The sequence below is a fragment of the Ornithinimicrobium sp. CNJ-824 genome (genome assembly GCF_001942405.1).
GTDB classification, from domain to species: domain Bacteria; phylum Actinomycetota; class Actinomycetes; order Actinomycetales; family Dermatophilaceae; genus Ornithinicoccus; species Ornithinicoccus kibberensis.
The window spans coordinates 56,939-70,695 of record NZ_MKKA01000006.1 but is presented as its reverse complement, the minus strand read 5'-3'; the positions used below and the strand labels follow the sequence as shown (position 1 = coordinate 70,695).

Here is a 13,757-nt window from a genome sequence, read left to right as displayed (position 1 = left end):
CCCAGGCGCCGACGGGCGGCTCGAGCCGCGCGGGCCGCGCGGGGACGGCATACCTCCTGCGAGGCGTCACGAGTCAGGGTTCGAGGTCGCTGCGGGCCCTCGAGGTGATGGTGATCGGCACCGAGCCCCCGAAGGTCGAGAGCACCGGGGTGAGGACCGGGATCCGGGCGCCCCGGTGAGCACGACCACCGCCGTCCGCCCGTCCGGCGTGCCGGTGCCGGGTGCGACCTGCCACCCGGTCAGTCGGGACGGCAGGCTCCGGGAGGCCAGGTGGGCCTGGGCGGCCTCGGCCACTCCGGCGCTGGTGAGCGGGACCCCCGAGCCCACGCCCGAGGAGTAGGCGGTCGCCTCGTCCAGCGCGTCGCTGGCGTCCAGCGCGGCCGCGTCCGCGGCGTCGAGCAGGTGGATCCGCGCCAGCTGGACGGAGGTGACGCCCACGACCCCCAGGACCACGGAGAGCGCCACCGCGACCAGGCCGACCAGCAGGATGCTGACCTGCCCGGCCTCGGGATCCACCCGTCCGGCGTTCATCCTCGGGTCCGGAACTCGTCAACGGGCTCGGTGTGCCGGGCGGTGAGCCGGACGGTCGAGGGGACCCGGCCGACCATGAAGTCGGGCACGAGCGGCAGGGGCACCTCCACGACCGCGTCCACGACGACGGCGCCGCCCGGCTCCAGGCAACCGGGCCCGCCGCAGGCCAGACCCAGGCGTAGGTCCCCCGGGGCGAATCCGTGCGCCCGGGCCACCAGGCCGGCCGCCGCCTCGGCCCGCCCCGCAGCCTCGTCGACGGAGTCGGCGGTCACGTAGCTGCGCCCCGCCTCCCTCGCCCCGGCCGTGACGGCGTAGGCCCCCGCCTGGACGCGTCCGACCGTGCCCACCAGGTAGAACAGCGGCACGACCAGCAGCACGAGGAGGAAGGCGACCTCCACGGTCATCGATCCTCGGTCCGGCGCCCAGGCGCGGCCGGACGACCCCGCGGAGCCGTTCACTGGTCCTCCGCGTAGGCCTGCCCGGTGACCACCATCCGGTCGGCCGGGCCGAACGGGCCGAGCACGGGGAGGGCCATCGAGGCGCTGACCTCGACGACCTGCACCCCGTCGGCGGCGGTGCGCCGGGCCGACACCGCCACCCCGCTGGTGCCGGGGAGACTGTCCCGGAGGAGCTCCCGGGCCCGGTGGGCGCCGTCCTGCGGCCCGGCGTCGGCCCGGGCACCGTGGCGGGCCCCCTCCACGACGTGGGCGGTCGCCGTGTTGTGCAGGTGCAGGGCGAAGGCGAGCTGGACCGCCGCGAGCAGGAGCACCGAGACCATCCCCGCGAGGAGGGCGAACTCGGTCACGGCGGCGCCCCGGTCCGACGGGCCCCCGGTCACGTCCCGACGCTGGTCACGGCGGTGGTGAACAGCTGGGTCAGCAGCGGTTCGGCGACGAGCCACAGTGCCGCCACGAGACCCGCCGTCATGATGGTGATGAGGACCCAGCCGGGGACGTCGCCACGTTCCGGCTCGGCGGCCCACGCACGCACGCGGTCCGCGAGCGCACCTCGGGCGCCGACGGACCCCGGGCTGCCGTGGCTGCGGAGGGTGGTGGATCGCTTCATGGGTTCGGTGTCCTTCTCTCTCGGTCGTCCGCACGGCGGCGGCTGTGGTGGTGTGCCGTCGGGGTGGCCCGACGGGGCGGGTCTACAGCGTGATCTGGAGCATCGATGCTCCGGGGAAGACGGCGAACAGCACGGTGACGGGCAGCACGAGGAAGACGACCGGGACCATCATCGTGATCTCGCGGCGACCACCCTCCTCGATGAGGGACTGGCGGGCGGACTCGCGTGCGTCGGCGGCCTGGGCACGCAGCACCTCCCCCAGCGGCGTCCCCCGCTGGATGGCCACGACCAGGCCGTCGACGAACCGGGTGATCGGCCCCAGCCCGGTGCGGCGCCCGAGGGCCTGGAGCGCCTCGGGCAGCGGTGCTCCCGTGCGCGCCTCGGCCAGGCAGATCTCCAGCTCGGCGGCGAGGTCGCCGGAGGAGAGCCGGGTCACCCGCTCCAGCGCCTGGACCGTGCCCTCACCGGCGGTGACCGACAGGGCCAGCAGCTCGGCCACGGCGGGGAACTCGGCCATGATCCGCCGTTCCCGGCGCCTCGCCGAGCGGGTCAGGGCCGTGTCGCGCAGCACGACCCCGCCCAGGAACGCGCAGGCGACGAGGACCGTGAGGGCCACGACGCTGGCTCCCCTGGTCCACCACAGCACCGAGCCGAGGGCTGCCGCCAGCACGCAGGCTCCGATCCCCCAGAGCACCTGCTGGGTGCGGAAGGCCTCGACGTCGGCGGGCAGGCCTGCCCGGTGCAGCCGTGAGCGGACGGACCCGGTCCCGCCGAGGGCCCGGTCGAGCAGGGTGGCCGCGCGGCGTGTCAGGGGGGCGGCGACGTCGGCGAGGCGCCAGGGCCGGGGATCGTCGAGGCGCAGGAGCCGGGAGCGTCGGGGCGCGCGGTCCAGGTAGGGCTCGATCCGGTCGGCCAGGTCCACCCGCCGGTTCACCGGCAGCCCGGCCCAGAGGAGCAGGACGCCGGTCCCCAGCCCCAGACCGAGGACCGCGCCCCACCACGCCGGCAGCATCACCGCAGCACCCGCTGTTCCTGGGGCAGCCGCCCGATCGTGAGCATGAGCCGGTAGGCCAGCACGCTCGCGCCCGCACCGACGGCGAGCACGACGGCGCCCGCCGGCGTGCCGTAGGCCTCCAGGGTGCTGCCGCGGGTGGCCAGGAGCAGGAGCACGGCCCAGGGGGCGGCCATCGCCATCCGGGCGGCGTTGACGGTCCAGGACTGCCGGGCCTCGAGCTCGGCCCGCGCCCGGGCGCCTCCCGCAGGAAGGAGGACAGTGCGCGGAGCACCCGCCCCAGATCGGTGCCGCCGACGTCGCGGGCCAGCCGGAGGGCCTCCACGAGCCGGTCGGCCACGGGGTCGGAGAGCCGTTCCTTGAGCCGGTCGAGGGACTCGGAGAAGCGGCCGGTCGCCCGGTAGTCGTGGCCGAACTCCAGGAACTGGGGACGCAGCTCCTCGGGGCCTCGCTCCCCGAGCTGGACGAGCGCCTCCGGCAGCGCGAGCCCGGCCCGGACCGCGGAGTGGACGTGGTCCACGACATCCGGCCACACCTCCCGCAGGTGCTCCGACGGGACCGGGCACGCCCGCGGACCACGGCGAAGGGCGCCCACGCGGCCATCACCGCGAAGCACAGGCTGACCGACCACACCCGGGTCAGGGCGTAGGCCAGCAGCAGCACGAGGAGCGCCACCACGACCGTGGAGCCCAGGAAGGTCCTCGGTCCCAGCCCTCGGATCCCGGCCAGGACGATCTCGTCGCCCAGCCGGTCCAGCCGGTTCTGCCCTGCGGCGGGGGCAGGCGCCACCTCCCGGGGCCAGAACGACCACCAGATGCTCGCCAGGCCCAGGCCGAGCAGCAGCCCCCAGAACGCCCCCTCCATCAGCCCCTCCCCAGGAGCCGGCCCAGGTCGTGGCCCGCCCGGGCGAACCGGTCGGGGTGCGGCGGGAACCCGTCCCCACGGACCAGGTCCTGCCCCACCCGGACGAAGATGTCGGCCGTCTCGACCACGTCCCCCTCCACCCGCCCCGGCAGGGCCACGATCTCGCGGACCCTCCGGTGACCGTCGGCGTCCATGCCAGGTGCACCACCAGGTCCACCGACGAGGCCACCGTGGGGACGACGAAGCCTGCCGACACGTTGGACCCCGCCAGGAGGGGCAGGGTGCACATCTTCGTCACGGCCTCCCGCGCGCTGTTGGCGTGGACCGTGGCCATGCCCGGCAGCCCGCTGTTGAGGGCGATGAGCAGGTCGAGGCTCTCCTCCTGGCGGACCTCGCCGACGACGATGCGGCCCGGCCGCATCCGCAGCGCCTCCTTCACCAGCCGCCGCAGAGGCACCTCGCCGGTCCCCTCGAGACCGGCCTGCCGGCACTGCATCGCGGCCACGTCGCGCTGGTTGATCTGCAGCTCGAAGACCTCCTCGCAGGTCACCACCCGCTCGTGGGGAGGGATGGCGGCGGCCAGGCAGTTGAGCATCGTGGTCTTGCCGGCCTGGGTGCCCCCGGCCACCAGGATGTTCAGGCCACTGGCCACGGCGGCCGCGAGGAAGTCGGCAGCGGCCTGCGTGAGGCTCCCGAGGCGGACCAGGTCGGACAGGTCGTCAGCGGCGACGACGAACTTGCGGATGTTGACCGCCCAGTGCCGGCGGGTGATGTCCGGGATGACCACGTGCAGACGGCTGCCGTCCGGAAGGGAGGCATCCACGAACGGGCTGCTCAGGTCGACCCGTCGCCCCGAGCTGCGCAGCATCCGCTCGACGAGGTCCCGCACCTGCTGCTCGGTCAGGAACGTGGGCGTCAGCTCCGGACGGCCGTGCCGTGCGACGAACACCTTGTGCGGCTCGTTGATCCAGATCTCCTCGACCGAGGGGTCGTCCAGGTAGGGCTGCAGCGGTCCGAACCCGGCCACCGACTCGAGCAGCGCCCGTCGCACCTCCCTCCGGTCGCCGAGGGGCTCCAGCGCCCCGAGGAGCGCGCGCTCGTCGTACTCGTCCAGCACCTCGCCGATGAGGTCCCGGACCTCCAGCTCGTCCCTCGTGGGATCGAGCCGCCGACGGCGGATCAGTTCACGCACGTCCTCCTCGAGGTCGTGCACGGCGGTGGCCTGCATGGACTGCCTCCCCCTGTCGCTCGCGAACGTCGTCCCGGGGCCACCGGCCCACGCGCGGACCATGCGACCAACCACGGGCCTCGACTGTAAAGAGGTTTTGCCAAAGCCTGACCAAACCCGAACCGAATCTGTGGACAACGCCGGTCCTGTGGACGGCCGGCCCGGTGGACCCCGCGCCGACGTCACCATGTCCCGGTGCGAGCGATGATCACCCTGCCGGGCCGCCCCGGACCCCGGTACGCCGTGGTCGAGGGGGCGGACGGGGTCACCGCGGCGCAGGTCCATGCCCAGCTGGGCCGGCAGGGTCCCGTCCCGCCGTCCGACCAGCCCCTGCACGGGTATGCCGTGGGGGCCCCGGTCCCGGCTCCCCCACCTCCCCTGCCCAGGGTCGTCGTCGCCGACGGCCCGGACGCGGGGGCGGGCGTTCCCCTGGTGCCCGGTGCCTGGGTGAGCGTGGGCCGGGACCCCTCGTGCGACCTGACGATCCACGACCGGAGCCTGTCCCGGCGCCACCTGCGGGTCCGCCTCGACCGTGACGGTGTCGTCATGGACGACCTGGGGTCGACGAACGGGCTGCGCTGGTCCCCCGGACGCGAGGACGATGACGGGACGCGCCGCTGGCCGCCCGGGTGCGACCTGATCGTCGGCGGCTCCCGGCTGAGGCTGCTGACGCGGCCGTGCGCCCCGGCGGCCGTGCGCCCCTGGGGCGGCCGCTCGCTCGTCAGACCGTGGCCGCGCACCGTCCCCGACCGACCTGGTGCGGACCTGACGACCCCCTCGCCGCCGGAGCCACCGGTCGTGCACCCGCCCAGCGCCTGGGCCTGGGGGCTTCCCCTGGCGGCCTCCGTGGTGCTCGCGGCGGTCCTGCGGATGCCGTTCCTCCTCCTCTTCGGACTGATGGCGCCGGCGATGATGCTCGGCCACCACCTGGGGGAACGGCGCAGGGCCCGGACGGAGCACCGGGCGGCCTGCGCCCGGCACCTCGAGGACGTCGGCGCGGTGGCCCGGGAGCACCGGCGCGCGACGGAGGCCGACCTGGCCCGGCTGCGGTCCCGGCACCCCGGCCTCGGCGGGGTCGTCGCCACCCTGCTGCCGACCGTCTCCACCGAGCTGTGGGCCAGGGTGACGGAGCCGCTCGAGGTGGTGCTCGGCCGGTCCCGGTGCGCGTCGGCGGTGCGCCTCGACGGCCGGGCGGGCGTCCACGACGACGCGCCGCTCGTCCTCGACCTGGGCAGGCCGCTGGTCGTGGTCGGACCGTCCCCGCTCCGGGACGGCCTGGTCCGGTCCCTGCTGCTGCAGGCGGCCACGACCCATCCGCCGTCCGCCCTCGCGGTGCTGCTCGACCCCGACGCGACGCCGCCCGGGCCGTGGGACCTGCTCGCCTGGCTGCCCCACTCCCGCCCGGCGTCGCAGGATGGACCCCTGCAGCTGCGGTGGGGCCAGGACGTGGCCCTGGTCGACGACGTCCGGGACGCCCCGGCCGGGCACGCCAGGGTGGAGGTGCACGACGCCGCGCACGCGGTCCTGCGCCGGCCCGGCGACCCCGACGTCCCGTTCGTCCCCACGATGCTCGACCTGCCACGCGCCCGCCACCTGGCGCGCGTGCTCGGCGGCCATGACGAGGACCTCCCCGTGGAGGCGGCGCCCCGGCGCGGGGGACGCCGCGCTCGGTGACCTCCTCCCCTGGCCGTCCGGGGCCGCCGACGTCCGGCGAGGCTGGGCCGCCTCCGGCGACCTCCCTGGTCTGCCGGTGCCCGTCGGCACCGACGGGCAGGGCCGCCCGGTGGCCGTGGACCTGGTCCGGGACGGCCCGCACGCGCTGGTGGCCGGGACGACGGGTGCGGGCAAGTCCGAGCTGCTCCGCACGCTGGTGGCCGGGCTCGCCCTGACCTGTCCCCCGTCCCGGCTGGGGGTGCTCCTCCTGGACTACAAGGGAGGCTCCTCGCTGGGTCAGCTGGCGCGGCTGCCGCACGCCGTCGGGCTCGTCACCGACCTGGACCCCTACCTGGCGCAACGCGTCCTCGTCTCCCTGCAGGCCGAGCTCCGGCGCCGTGAACGGGTGCTGGCGGAGGCCGGCCTGCGCGCGGTGGTCGGGGCCGACGGACCGGTCCCCCGGCTGCTCGTCGTGGTCGACGAGTTCCGGGTCCTGGCCGAGGAGATGCCGGACTTCCTCGGCGGGCTGGTGCGCGTCGCGACCGTCGGCCGCAGCCTGGGCGTGCACCTCGTGCTGGCCACCCAGCGTCCGGCCGGTGCGGTCACCCCCGACCTGCGGGCGAACGTCAACCTGCGGGTGGCCCTCCGCGTCCGGGACGTGCCCGACAGCCTGGACGTCCTGGAGGTGCCGGACGCCGCGCTCCTGCCCGAGGACCGCCCCGGCGTCGCGCTGATGCGGACCGGGTCCGGGCCGCCCCGTGCCTTCCAGGCGGTCCAGGTCGGGCCACCGCGGCGGGCGGACCACGCCGCGGGGCCCGGCCCCCGCCTCCCCGCCCGCACCGGCCTCGTCGTGCGTGAGGTGCCCGACGTCTGGGCCGGGTGGCGGGCCGTGACGGGGGTTGACGGGACCGGACGGCAAGGGCCGCCGCTGCGCCCCTCTCCTCCCGACCCGGTCGAGGACCTCGTCGCACTCGCCCGCCGCGCCGCGGAGGAGGCGCCCGACGGCGGCACCCCGGTGGGTCGTGCCCGGCCGGTGTGGTGCCCGCCGCTGCCCGACCGGCTCGACCCGCCGGCCCCCGGCACGTGGGCGCTCGCCGACCGGCCCGAGCACCAGTCCCGGGAGGCGCTGACCTGGGGCGCCACGGAGCACGTCGCCCTCGTCGGGGCACCCCGCAGCGGACGGACGACGGCGGCGCGGGCGCTCCTCGCCGCGGCCGGTCCGGTCTGGGTCTACGTCGTCGACCCGGCCCGGGGCCTGGACGGCACGGAGGTCGCCCGGCATCCCGGGCTGCGTGCGTGGGTGGGACCGGACGACCCCGCGCACGCAACCGCGGTGCTCCGTGCCCTCTGCCGGACCGTCGAGCGACGCCGCCAGGAGGACCCTGCCGGGAGCTCGCCCGTCGTCGTCGTGGTGGACGGGTGGGACCGCTGGGTGCAGGAGCAGGAGGACTGCGGTCACGACGTGCGCGACCTGACCCAACGGCTCCTGCGGGACGGGCCTGCCGTCGGGGTCTCGGTGATCCTCACCGGCGACCGCCAGCTGGTCGCCGGAACGGTCGCGCGGCACGTGCCGGAGACCTGGCTGCTGCCCACCCACGACCCGACCGACGTGGTGGCCGCCGGTCTTCGGCCGGCGCAGGTGCCGGGGCAGCGCCCGCCCGGCCGGGCCGTGCGGACCCGGGACGGGCTCGTCGCCCAGGTCGTCCTCCCCTCGGCCGGCGGGCACGACGTGGAACCGCCCCGGGGCGATCCTCCGCCGCGCCTGAGGCCGCTCCCGCGCCACCTCCCCCCGGACGGACCGTGGGCCGTCGGCGGGGACGAGGCCGCAGCGGTCCCCCTGCCCACCGGGTCCGCGCTGGTGCTCGGTCCCCCGGCCTCGGGGGTGACCCATGCCCTCGCGACGTTGGCCGGCACGGCCATGCCCGGCGGTGGGACACGCACGGAGGCGGACGGCGGAGGGACGCGGGACCTCCTCCACGCCGGCGTGCTGTGGGTCCCCGGACCTGGTGCCTGGGACGAGCAGGACCTGTCCGTGGCCCTGGACGGCCCGGTCGCCACCGTGGTGCTGGACGAGACGCACCTGCTCGTCGGCTCACGGACCGAGGAGGTCGTCCTCGACTGGGCCGCGCGCACCGGTGGACGGCTCCTCGTCGGCGGGGAGCTGACCGCGTGCGCCTCATCCTTCCGCGGGGCGGTGCCCTTCGTGGGCCGCCACCGGACCGGCCTGGTGCTCCAGCCGTCGCGGGCGGGTCACGGCGCACCGCTGGCCGTAGACCTGCCCACCGGGGACGTCCGCGTGCCCGGACGGGGCGTGCTCGTCGTGCGCGGCCGGTGCACCCGGGTGCAGGTCAGGGCGCCGGACGGGCCTCCAGCCGTCCCATGAGGAAGGCGGCCGCGACGGTGGTCGCCCCGACGGCGAGCACGAGGGCGGCCAGCCACCAGGGGGCGAACTGGAACATCGCGATCCCCAGCGGCACGAGCAGGAAGTTGGCCGCGATCGCCGGCGCCTGGGCGCGGGGGTGCCGGGCCCACAGGCCCTTGGCCGTGTACGCCAGGCCGAGGACGAAGACGACGATCGTCACGACCGACATGATGACAATCATGAGGTCCCCCTCGCCGATCGCCAGCTCGTAGAGGTAGAACGCGGCGATCCCGGCCAGGACGAGGGCCTCCAGGGCCACCAGGGCGGCCGCGACCTGCCCGGCCGAGCGCTCACGGGGGGTCGGGTCGGCGGCGCTCACGCCGCCCATCGTAGGCGCGCCTCCGCCGCCGCCGGCGCCCCTGCGCGGTGCTCCGCGGAGCAGCCCCGCCTCACCTGCAGCGGGAAGCCGTTCCTGGAGCGGGGAGGAACCCGCTGCAGGAGCCGGAAGCCGCTGCAGGTCGGGATCGAGAGGACGCCGTGCGCGACGGCGACTCGTCGCGGCCGGGCGGTCACGGCCGAGCGGCCGGGCCGGGCGGTCACGGCCGGCGGGCCAGCACCCGCGTGTGCAGGCGCTGCCCGAACCGGTACCCCAGCCGGTCGTACAGCCGCAGGGCGTCGGCGTGGTCGGCGTACACCCCCAGGGTGCTCACCCCGTGCGAGCGCAGCGACCACCGGGTCAGCTCCACCGTGAGCGCCTCGCCGAGGCCGGCCCGGCGGTGGGCCGGGTCGACGACGATCCCGGCGAGGTGGGGCACGCCAGAGGCCAGCCGGTGCACCGCGCCCACCGCGGTCAGCCCGCCCCCGGCGCCCCGGGCCCCCAGCCACAGCTCGGCGTAGCCGCGGCCCGGCAGCCCCTCGAAGGTGGGGTTGTGCCGCCGCCCGAACTGCTCGATCGCGGCGGCGTCCGCCCGGTCCTCCAGCTCGACGAGGTGGTGGAGGGGAGGATCCCGGCGGGACCCGGCGGACTGCGGGTCCTCGGTCGTCCACAGCAGGTCCCACACGCCCGCGCCGTCCACGGCATACCCCGGGGGCGGTGCCAGGGCCCGCCCGGGCTCGGTCGAGAACCACTCGGGCGAGACGCCCTGCTGCCGCGCCACGTCGGTGAGCACCGCCAGCGCGGCGGTCTCCGCGTCCTGCGGCGCGTCGGGGGCGACCACCGCCAGACCGCCCCAGTGCCGTCCCCCCGGCCGCCAGGGCGTCAGCACCGCCCAGCCGTGGCGCCCCACGACCCCGACCGCCGTCGGACCGGTCGTCCAGCGGAGGAACGCGTGCCCGCCGGCCCGGGCGCGCAACCCCTCCCGGTCGGTCTGCTCCCACACGGGCAGCAGGGTGCCACAGCGACCGTCCTCGCCGCCGGGCACCGGCACCGGCGGACGGGGCCCCGCGGACGTCACGCAGGACGCACCCAGGAGGGGCGGCTAGGCTCGACGGTCGTGCACGCCACCGCCAAACGCCTCCTGCTGGAGGTCCTGGGCTGGATCCTCCTGGGCGTGGGGATCCTGGCGCTGTTCCTGCCCGGCCCCGGCATGCTCATGACGCTGGGCGGGCTGGCGATCCTCTCCAGCCAGTACGGGTGGGCGCGGCGGCTCATGGAGCCGGTCCGGGTCAAGGCCTGGCGGGGTGCGGCGGAGGGCGTGGAGACCGTCCCCCGGATCGCCCTCTCGGCGCTGGTCGCGCTGGTGATGATCGCCGTCGCCGTGCTGTGGCTGTGGAGCCCGCCGGCCCCCGCCTGGTGGCCGCTGGCGGAGCGGTGGTGGCTCTTCGGCGGACCCGCCGTGGGGATCACGATGGTCGTCTCGGCCGTCGTCGCGCTGGCACTGCTGGGGTATGCCGCGCGCCGCTTCCACCGGCACCCGGCCGCGGTGGCGGACGTGCTCCGGATGGAGGAGCGCTACCAGGCCCGTCGGCGGCACCGCGTCGAGGCACGACGTCGGCTGCGGCGGATGCGCACCGCGGGGGTCCCGGTGCCCACGCGGGTGCGGCGTCGCCGGGCGGACGCCGTGCGCGAGGGAGGCTGACCCCCCGGACGGGCGGCCTTCCACCGCACCTGGGACGCCCGGCCTCACCTCGGTCCGGCCGGCCGGACCTCCTCCAGGACCCGCTCCAGCTCCCGCGGACGGTGCACGACGAGGACGGGGACGCCGTCCGCAGCCTGCTCCCAGGCCCGGATCTGGGCGGTCTTGCGCGGGTAGGACCGGACGTGCCAGCGCAGGATCGAGTCGCGGGAGAGGATCTGGCGCAGATCCTCCACGTTGCCGTTGCAGACCGGTGCCCGGGTCGCCCAGCGGACCGCGGTGCGGCGCACGAGCCGGGCGAGGCTGAGCCACCGCGGGTAGTCGAGGGCGAGGACCACCTGCGCCCGCGGCACCACCACGTCGCGGAACGACCCGTAGGCGGTGTCCAGGACCCAGTCCTCACCGGCCACGACACGGGCGGCGATGGCCCGCTGCTCCTCCACCGTCCGCATCTGCCAGCCCGGGAGCCAGCCGATCTCGTCGTCGGCCAGGTGCACCGGCAGGCCGAGCCGCTCGCCCAGTGCCACGGCGGCCGTGGACTTGCCCGCCCCGGTCACGCCGTAGAGGAGAACCCGACGGGCGGCGGCCAGGTCCTCGACGGACGCGCGGGGCATCCGCTCAGTCCAGGACCCCGCACGCGGGCACGGCGGCCGGCTGCGGGGCGGGGGCACCGACGGTCGGTATGCCGAGGCTCACCGCCGGCTTCCTCGTCGCCCCGGGGGTGCCACCCTCCTGCAGCGCCGCCCAGGCGTCGCCGCCGCGGGTGCGGCGCACCGCATACGTCCCGCCGCGCACGCCGGAGTCGGCGATCAGGTGGTGCGGGGCGCCGTAGGTGACCTCGACGGTCACGGCGTCCCCCGGGCGGGGCCGCTCGGCCCCCTGGGGCACCGCGAAGTGGACCAGGCGGTTGTCCCGGGCCCGCCCGGACATGCGCTCGGTCTCGGCGTCCTTGCGACCCTCCCCCGGCGCGACGAGCACCTCGACCTGCCGGCCCTCGAGCTCGCGGTTCCCCGCCCAGGACACCTCCTCCTGGACGGCGATCAGCCGGTCGAAGCGCTCCTGGACGACCTCCTTGGGCACCTGGTCGGCCATCGTCGCGGCCGGGGTGCCGGGGCGGACGGAGTACTGGAACGTGAACGCGCTGGAGAACCGGGAGGCGCGGACCACGTCGAGGGTGGCCTGGAAGTCCTCCTCGGTCTCGCCGGGGAAGCCGACGATGAGGTCGGTGGTGATCGCCGCGTCGGGGATCTGCTCGCGGACCCGGTCGAGGATGCCGAGGAACTTCTCGCTGCGGTAGGAGCGGCGCATCGCCCTGAGCACCCGGTCCGAGCCGGACTGCAGGGGCATGTGCAGGCTGGGCATGACGTTGGGCGTCTGCGCCATCGCGGTGACGACGTCGTCGGTGAAGGCGGCCGGGTGCGGGCTGGTGAAACGGACCCGCTCCAGCCCCTCGACCTCGCCGCAGGCGCGCAGCAGCTTGCCGAACGCCAGCCGGTCGCCGAACTCGACGCCGTAGGTGTTGACGTTCTGCCCCAGCAGGGTGATCTCGACCACGCCCTGGGCCACGAGCGCCTCGACCTCGGCGAGGATCTCGCCGGGGCGGCGGTCCTTCTCCTTGCCGCGCAGGGCCGGGACGATGCAGAAGGTGCAGGTGTTGTTGCAGCCCACCGAGATGGACACCCACGCGGAGTATGCGGAGTCACGCCGGGTCGGCAGGGTCGAGGGGAAGACGTCGAGGGCCTCGAGGATCTCGACCTCTGCGGCCTTGTTGTGCCGGGCCCGGTCCAGCAGCGCGGGCAGCGAGCCGACGTTGTGCGTGCCGAAGACCACGTCGACCCAGGGGGCGCGCTGGACGATGCTCGAGCGGTCCTTCTGCGCCAGGCACCCGCCGACGGCGATCTGCATGTCCGGGTTGGCCTGCTTGGCGGGGCGCAGCTGCCCCAGGTTGCCGTAGAGCTTGTTGGCGGCGTTCTCGCGGACCGCGCAAGTGTTGAACACGACGACGTCGGCCACGTCCGGCCGCTGCCCGGAGGGCAGGCTGGCCAGGTCGACGTAGCCCGCCGTCTCGAGCAGCCCGGCGAGGCGCTCGGAGTCGTGCACGTTCATCTGGCACCCGTGGGTGCGCACGTCGTAGGTCTTGAGGGTCTCCATACCGTTCTCCAGGGTAACCGCGGTGCCGGTCGCCACGGACCCTCCGCCGGTCACGCGGGTCAGCGACGGACGGGTGCCGGCGTGGCGGGGGCGGACAGCAGGGGCGGGACGGCGATCGTCAGCAGCAGCGCGGCCGGGACGAGGAGCACCACGACCCCGGCCGCCAGGTAGCCCAGCGCCCCCATGACCCCGCCGAGGAAGAACAGGCCCACGAGCGTGGCGTGCATCCGCAGCCGGTCCAGGTCGGCGCGGACCGGGGAGGACCCGTCGAGCCGGTTGCGGTAGACCCCCTTGCCCAGCTCGATGCCGATGTCGGTGACCATCCCGGTGACGTGCGTCGTGCGGATCGTGGCGTCGGACACCTTCGTGATGAGGGCGTTCTGCAGGCCCATGACGTAGCCCAGTGCGGCCACGAGAGGCCAGGGCCGCTCCGTCCCGGGCCCCAGGTCGGTCAGCGCCCCGATGAGCAGCACGAGCACGGCCTCGGTGAGCAGCACGAGCGCGAAGCGCCGGTCGTGCCAGCGCTCGCGGCGGCGGGCCCAGTGGAACTGCAGGGCCGAGGTCATCGCCCCCAGGACGAAGGTGGTCAGGGCGAGCAGGCCGATCGCCACGACCGCCCACCCGCCCAGGACGAGGTGGTCGGCCACGCTGGCGGTGATGCCGGTCATGTGCGAGGTGTAGAAGCCCACCGCGACGAACCCGACCGAGTTGAGCACGCCGGCCGTCCAGGCCAGGTGGTAGGCCAGGTGGCGGTTGACCCGGGGGGAGCGCGCAGGCCCGGCCAGCTGCCACACCCGCCACGCCATCTGCGACTCC

Annotated in this window: 15 protein-coding genes and 1 pseudogene; 4 read left to right on the top strand and 12 right to left on the bottom strand. The window is 75.8% G+C overall.

Translation table 11 applies throughout. The annotated features are described in order from the left end of the window. Positions 1 to 66 precede the first annotated feature (66 nt). The 6 genes from BJF81_RS02835 to BJF81_RS20725 all read right to left on the bottom strand — a co-directional run bounded on the left by BJF81_RS02835 (position 67) and on the right by BJF81_RS20725 (position 2,790). Positions 67 to 531 (bottom strand): pilus assembly protein TadG-related protein, encoded by a 465-nt coding sequence (locus BJF81_RS02835; protein ID WP_083663945.1) that lies wholly within the window; start codon positions 529 to 531, stop codon positions 67 to 69. Beyond that, positions 528 to 935 carry a hypothetical protein gene (locus BJF81_RS02830; protein WP_075957083.1) on the bottom strand — a complete coding sequence of 136 codons (408 nt, stop codon included), beginning with the start codon at positions 933 to 935 and terminating at the stop codon, positions 528 to 530. Before BJF81_RS02830 ends, BJF81_RS02835 begins: the two co-directional genes overlap by 4 nt. Positions 936 to 985: 50 nt before the next feature. Beyond that, a complete protein-coding gene (locus BJF81_RS02825; RefSeq protein ID WP_075957065.1) occupies positions 986 to 1,369 on the bottom strand; it encodes a TadE/TadG family type IV pilus assembly protein in 384 nt (127 codons plus the stop codon). Continuing rightward, positions 1,366 to 1,596 (bottom strand): hypothetical protein, encoded by a 231-nt coding sequence (locus BJF81_RS02820; protein WP_075957064.1) that lies wholly within the window; start codon positions 1,594 to 1,596, stop codon positions 1,366 to 1,368. Before BJF81_RS02820 ends, BJF81_RS02825 begins: the two co-directional genes overlap by 4 nt. An 82-nt stretch (positions 1,597 to 1,678) precedes the next feature. Further along, on the bottom strand, positions 1,679 to 2,608 hold the full coding sequence (locus tag BJF81_RS02815; protein ID WP_075957082.1) for a type II secretion system F family protein: 930 nt from the start codon (positions 2,606 to 2,608) through the stop codon (positions 1,679 to 1,681). Beyond that, positions 2,608 to 2,790, bottom strand: coding sequence for a hypothetical protein (locus tag BJF81_RS20725; RefSeq protein ID WP_342447053.1), 183 nt, complete (start codon positions 2,788 to 2,790; stop codon positions 2,608 to 2,610). The genes BJF81_RS02815 and BJF81_RS20725 overlap by 1 nt, the downstream gene beginning before the upstream one ends. A 224-nt stretch (positions 2,791 to 3,014) precedes the next feature. On the opposite strand from BJF81_RS20725, the gene BJF81_RS20720 reads away from it, so the two are divergent. Then, positions 3,015 to 3,257 (top strand): hypothetical protein, encoded by a 243-nt coding sequence (locus BJF81_RS20720; RefSeq protein ID WP_342447052.1) that lies wholly within the window; start codon positions 3,015 to 3,017, stop codon positions 3,255 to 3,257. 214 nt (positions 3,258 to 3,471) lie between these two features. Here the strand turns inward: BJF81_RS20720 and BJF81_RS02805 are convergent. Continuing rightward, positions 3,472 to 4,700: pseudogene (locus BJF81_RS02805) on the bottom strand (CpaF family protein). A gap of 204 nt (positions 4,701 to 4,904) precedes the next feature. On the opposite strand from BJF81_RS02805, the gene BJF81_RS02800 reads away from it, so the two are divergent. After that, positions 4,905 to 6,374: an FHA domain-containing protein gene (locus BJF81_RS02800; protein ID WP_075957063.1), complete on the top strand. Its 1,470-nt coding sequence runs from the start codon at positions 4,905 to 4,907 to the stop codon at positions 6,372 to 6,374. Beyond that, positions 6,316 to 8,736 (top strand): FtsK/SpoIIIE domain-containing protein, encoded by a 2,421-nt coding sequence (locus BJF81_RS02795; RefSeq protein ID WP_075957062.1) that lies wholly within the window; start codon positions 6,316 to 6,318, stop codon positions 8,734 to 8,736. Before BJF81_RS02800 ends, BJF81_RS02795 begins: the two co-directional genes overlap by 59 nt. Here BJF81_RS02795 and BJF81_RS02790 read toward each other — a convergent pair. Together BJF81_RS02790 and BJF81_RS02785 are read right to left on the bottom strand one after the other, a co-directional pair. Continuing rightward, complete coding sequence (locus tag BJF81_RS02790; protein ID WP_075957061.1) at positions 8,702 to 9,094, bottom strand: hypothetical protein; 393 nt, start codon at positions 9,092 to 9,094, stop codon at positions 8,702 to 8,704. The genes BJF81_RS02795 and BJF81_RS02790 overlap by 35 nt on opposite strands. Before the next feature lie 217 nt (positions 9,095 to 9,311). Beyond that, a complete protein-coding gene (locus BJF81_RS02785; protein WP_202817406.1) occupies positions 9,312 to 10,094 on the bottom strand; it encodes a GNAT family N-acetyltransferase in 783 nt (260 codons plus the stop codon). A 114-nt stretch (positions 10,095 to 10,208) separates the two neighbouring features. Between BJF81_RS02785 and BJF81_RS02780 the strand changes: the two genes are divergently transcribed. Next, positions 10,209 to 10,793 (top strand): PGPGW domain-containing protein, encoded by a 585-nt coding sequence (locus BJF81_RS02780; protein WP_075957059.1) that lies wholly within the window; start codon positions 10,209 to 10,211, stop codon positions 10,791 to 10,793. Positions 10,794 to 10,837: 44 nt separating this feature from the next. Here the strand turns inward: BJF81_RS02780 and BJF81_RS02775 are convergent, their stop codons facing one another. The 3 genes from BJF81_RS02775 to BJF81_RS02765 are packed head-to-tail and all read right to left on the bottom strand — an operon-like array spanning position 10,838 to position 13,747. After that, the gene (locus BJF81_RS02775) at positions 10,838 to 11,404 is read right to left on the bottom strand and encodes an adenylate kinase (protein WP_075957058.1); all 567 of its coding nucleotides are present in this window, start codon (positions 11,402 to 11,404) and stop codon (positions 10,838 to 10,840) included. A 4-nt stretch (positions 11,405 to 11,408) separates the two neighbouring features. Further along, positions 11,409 to 12,941 carry a tRNA (N6-isopentenyl adenosine(37)-C2)-methylthiotransferase MiaB gene (gene miaB / locus BJF81_RS02770; RefSeq protein ID WP_075957057.1) on the bottom strand — a complete coding sequence of 511 codons (1,533 nt, stop codon included), beginning with the start codon at positions 12,939 to 12,941 and terminating at the stop codon, positions 11,409 to 11,411. Positions 12,942 to 13,000: 59 nt separating this feature from the next. Continuing rightward, positions 13,001 to 13,747 (bottom strand): YoaK family protein, encoded by a 747-nt coding sequence (locus BJF81_RS02765; protein WP_075957056.1) that lies wholly within the window; start codon positions 13,745 to 13,747, stop codon positions 13,001 to 13,003. Positions 13,748 to 13,757: the final 10 nt, after the last annotated feature.

Coding starts and splice junctions, on each gene's coding strand:
- BJF81_RS02795 (WP_075957062.1), top strand. CDS start 6,316: ATGACGAGGACCTCCCCGTGGAGGCGGCGCCCCGGCGCGGGGGACGCC.
- BJF81_RS02815 (WP_075957082.1), bottom strand. CDS start 2,608: ATGCTGCCGGCGTGGTGGGGCGCGGTCCTCGGTCTGGGGCTGGGGACC.
- BJF81_RS02800 (WP_075957063.1), top strand. CDS start 4,905: ATGATCACCCTGCCGGGCCGCCCCGGACCCCGGTACGCCGTGGTCGAG.
- BJF81_RS20725 (WP_342447053.1), bottom strand. CDS start 2,790: ATGGCGATGGCCGCCCCCTGGGCCGTGCTCCTGCTCCTGGCCACCCGC.
- BJF81_RS02775 (WP_075957058.1), bottom strand. CDS start 11,404: ATGCCCCGCGCGTCCGTCGAGGACCTGGCCGCCGCCCGTCGGGTTCTC.
- BJF81_RS02765 (WP_075957056.1), bottom strand. CDS start 13,747: ATGGCGTGGCGGGTGTGGCAGCTGGCCGGGCCTGCGCGCTCCCCCCGG.
- BJF81_RS02830 (WP_075957083.1), bottom strand. CDS start 935: ATGACCGTGGAGGTCGCCTTCCTCCTCGTGCTGCTGGTCGTGCCGCTG.
- miaB (WP_075957057.1), bottom strand. CDS start 12,941: ATGGAGACCCTCAAGACCTACGACGTGCGCACCCACGGGTGCCAGATG.
- BJF81_RS02820 (WP_075957064.1), bottom strand. CDS start 1,596: ATGAAGCGATCCACCACCCTCCGCAGCCACGGCAGCCCGGGGTCCGTC.
- BJF81_RS02835 (WP_083663945.1), bottom strand. CDS start 531: ATGAACGCCGGACGGGTGGATCCCGAGGCCGGGCAGGTCAGCATCCTG.